1 protein-coding gene is annotated in these 638 nt (G+C 55.6%); it reads left to right on the top strand.

The window, feature by feature from the left end; genetic code table 11:
• The first annotated feature begins 267 nt into the window (after window positions 1–267).
• Window positions 268–519 carry a sulfurtransferase TusA gene (gene tusA / locus HT737_RS31120; RefSeq protein WP_007961802.1) on the top strand — a complete coding sequence of 84 codons (252 nt, stop codon included), beginning with the start codon at window positions 268–270 and terminating at the stop codon, window positions 517–519.
• Window positions 520–638 lie beyond the last annotated feature (119 nt).

The raw sequence follows: 638 nt of genomic DNA, 5'->3' as shown, positions 1-638 counted from the left end.
GATATTGGCTGCAAGCAGCTGTATCACGACCGCGAGGAAGTGACCTGTCATTTGCGTCGGCATGACATCAAGAAAGCCAAATCCCGCTGAGTCACCATTAAACCCTGTGGAAATGTCTCTGGTGAGGGGATTTATCTCCGAGGGGAGTGCAGCGCATCCCCACTCTTTGGGGCCGCTTCGCAACCCATCGGGGATAAATCCCCCTCGCTACAGATGACTGAGCACCCGGCAATGCGCGACAATGCCGGCCAGTTTCAGGAGTGAATCATGAGTGAAATGATCGATACCCCGGTCGACGGCACCCTCGACGCCACCGGTCTCAATTGCCCGGAGCCGGTAATGATGCTGCACCAGCACATACGTGACCTGGTGCCGGGCGGCCTGCTCAAGGTGATCGCCACCGATCCCTCGACCCGTCGCGATATTCCCAAGTTCTGTGTGTTTCTCGACCACGAACTGGTGGGGCAGCACGAAGAGGCCGGTACTTATCTGTACTGGATCCGCAAGAAGTCCAATTGAATCTGGACAAAAAAAAGACCTGCATGTGCAGGTCTTTTTTTATGGCTGATCAGCCCACCGAACGACTGATCCGAATACGCTTGCGTGCACTGCGCGTCAGGCGAATCGACAACATCAGC

This window comes from Pseudomonas sp. MD195_PC81_125, assembly GCF_014060985.1.
Lineage (GTDB): Bacteria > Pseudomonadota > Gammaproteobacteria > Pseudomonadales > Pseudomonadaceae > Aquipseudomonas > Aquipseudomonas parakoreensis.
This window is presented reverse-complemented; position numbering and strand designations above follow the sequence as displayed.